1 protein-coding gene is annotated in these 3,053 nt (G+C 61.6%); it reads right to left on the bottom strand.

Translation table 11 applies throughout. The features are described 5' to 3' along the window. Positions 1 to 3,041 (bottom strand): hypothetical protein (locus J7439_RS25165; RefSeq protein ID WP_209204803.1); only part of this gene is annotated, 3,041 nt, incomplete at its 3' end. Positions 3,042 to 3,053 lie beyond the last annotated feature (12 nt).

The following is a 3,053-nucleotide window of genomic DNA, read 5'->3' as shown; positions in this document are numbered from 1 at the left end:
GTCTGGGCAAACTCCTCCGCTTCGATTTGCAGCCGCGCTGCTATTTCCGCCTGCCGTTGCCCGGCAGGCTTGCCATGCACGGCCCCCAAACTGTCCAGCGCCACCTGGGTAATGATCTCTTCTTGCAGGTCACTGTCCAGCTTGTGGTCGATAAAATACTGCGGCAACTGCCCGGCGACTTCTGCCTTGATGGTTTTATAAGCATTGAGCATGCCGTTTATTGTGTCCCGGTCGTACTGGTGCTGCTGGAACACTGGCGGCCGGGCGCACTCTGCCGTCTCCCGGCAGGATCGCTGGCTGGCATTGTCCCGGGTTGGCAGCAGGTCAATAATGTGTTCCACCAGTTGTTGCGCCTCGTCGTATTGCCCGGTTACCTTGCCGGCACTGACCATCGACATCAGCTTCAGGCGGTTCATCGCCTCTTCCTGAACCCCCATCTTGCTGTCGTACAGGGCAGTGAAGCGTTGCCAGGCACTCTGGCTGTCCCTGGGAGCCGGATCGTCCCACTGAGGTTCCAGTCCAAAACAGTCGGGCATCCTTGTCAGTGACTGGATGGCCTGTTGCTGCTGCCGGTCCGACAGCGCGAAGAAGGATGCCCGGGCCGAACCATAATCACCCGCTTCCAGCTGGCTGAGGCAGGTATTACCCGCCCGAACGGCCCCCGGGCTGGTGACCGGGGTCAGCCGTTGGTCCAGTCGCTGGCACAGCCGGTCGCGGCGGCTACTGTAGTTACCACTGCTGGTGCCCAGCCAGTCTGGCAGCTGGCTGAACAACCCCCTCGAATGCTGGGCAGACACAATCCCTCGTTGCAGTTCCTGAAACTGGCTGGCCCGGTCAACAATGGCATTGCGCATTGCACTACTGAGTAGCGGGCCGGCGTCAGCGGACCGGGATTCTGCGGTCATTTGTTCCAGTTGACGGTCTGCCATGGCGTTCAGCATGCACTGGCCAAGATCTCTGGCCGGGCCTGACTGGCACGGCTGGGTTTGCTCCCCGCCAAAGAAGATGGCACCGCCACCGGTGCCCCGGACCCGTCCGCCGCTGTCGAAAATATTGGCGGCGCGCTCATGTTCAACCCCCAGTCTGGGCGAGAGCAACACTTCCAGCAGAAACTCCTCGGTGCAGCGGGTCGGTTGCGCCTCATTGGTGACCATGGCGATGGCCATATTCAGCAGGTCATCGGTTTGCCAGGCCGCATCCGGCTGTATTCGCTGCAGCCTGAGCTGCTGCAGGAAAGCCGACACTTCGTTGTGCAGTTGCCGGGCAACCCGCATGCTGCCGGTGAGCAGCCGCATGCCCGGCAGGCAGTCAAAGGGCTGTGCCGCCGTATCAGTCCGGTGCCTCTCACCATGAACCAGTGTGTCAGGTTGGATGGGACGGTCCGTGGCCCGGGACACCAGCAGCCCGGCCAGAGTCAGGCTGTTGTGGACGCTGTGCGCCACCGGCCTGACTCTGCTGGCCGGCTGGTTGTCGGCACCATTAGTAGACTCTTGTTGTTGATGGCTTTGCCCGGCAGTGATCTGCGCTGCTCCCTGCGGTTGGTCAGCGCTAGCCCGGGTGCCGCCGGTCAGCCAGGACAGGCCATGACGCAGCACCGACAGCAGCCCCCCATGGCGGGTGGCGCCGGCAGTGGCCGCGGCATGGTGGTCATTGACAATAGCCGGCTCGTCCCGGGGAGGTGCCGACTTGCCGACAGGCTTGCCCGGGAGATGGCTGTCCAGCTGGCGACGCTTGCGTGAGTCACCCCGGCACGACGACGGGATCTCCCCCTCCAGGAAAAGCTCCGTAAAGGCATCGGGCTCTTGGAATATATCGGCAAAATCAGCGGGGAAACGCTCCCGGTCCTCCAGTTCCCCCATCCTGGCCAGATAGCCAACTTTCTCACCCTGGATGAGCCGGTTGACAGCGTTCATATCGCCACGGACCTGCGTGGCTGGCGGCAAGGTGTACTCATCATCGACGGCGGTGGTATGGTCGATGATCTGCAACAGGTGACGATCGGCCTGTGGTGGGCGCAGATCATTATCGCCGTCATCGGTGACCCGGTTATCCAGATAGTCCGCAACTCCCTGCAGAACGTCCCGCAACGGTGCGGACAACCCGGACGTGGTACCCAACAGATCATTGACCGTGGTTTTCATGCCCCGGGCGCTCAATCCCCGTAACACCGGTAACTCTTCCTCCTCCAGGGCGAACCCGGTGGCTTTGATCATATTGAAACGGGCTTCTCCGTACTGTGCATACATGTTCAGGAACTGGTTGACCAGATCATCAATCATGGCCTCCCGGGTGGGGTTCTCACCGCTCGCATCCGGCCCCATGGTCAGGTTTTGGGAAGCATCATGGCGAATGCACTGATCGGCCAGGCTGAGGTCCGACAGGAACGTGTTCCTGAGTGCCCGGTCCATTGCCTGCAGGCCCTGTGCACAGCACACCAGCCGTGCCAGCGACCATTGCGGGTATTCCCGGCCCTCGTGGATGAGGGTGCTATCACTCTCCCGGATGTCCTGCACTGCCCGGGTGTTGGCACTCTGGATAGTGCCGATGCGCTGGCCATAGGCACGGTAGGACTGGGTGGCACGGTCAGCATACAGTTTCAGCAGTTGTTTCCCGGCGGCCGTGATGCCGGGTGTCTGGTCTGCAGTCCGCGCCAGCAGTTCGCTCAGCGCCGAGGTGTCGGCCAGCCCCTGCTCGCTGGTCGGGCAGGGAAGCTGCTCGCCATACAATTGATTTTGCAAATCAGTCGTATCGGCGAACACATCGCTGAACATCACGAAACGCTCATCCCTCAGAGGTTGCGTGTTCTGAAAGTAGGCTTCACGCTCGGCCAGGATAATTTCATTGATCACCGTCACATCCCGGGCGTCCAGCATGGGTGGCGATAGGTCAAACTCACCATCCGCTACCCGGACATTTTCCAGCGTCTGCTGCAGTGCGGTATCCGGCTGCGGGAGACGCCTGTCGTTGGCGCGGAGATCCTCATGGTCATGGGCCAGAGCATTCCCAAGTGTCCGCAGCACCTCCCGGATGGGGGCCGACATTCTGGCCGATCT

The organism is Salinisphaera sp. G21_0 (assembly GCF_017744115.1).
GTDB lineage: Bacteria > Pseudomonadota > Gammaproteobacteria > Pseudomonadales > Endozoicomonadaceae > Endozoicomonas.
Note: the sequence above shows the minus strand (reverse complement) of the source record. Positions and strands in the feature narration are given on the sequence as shown.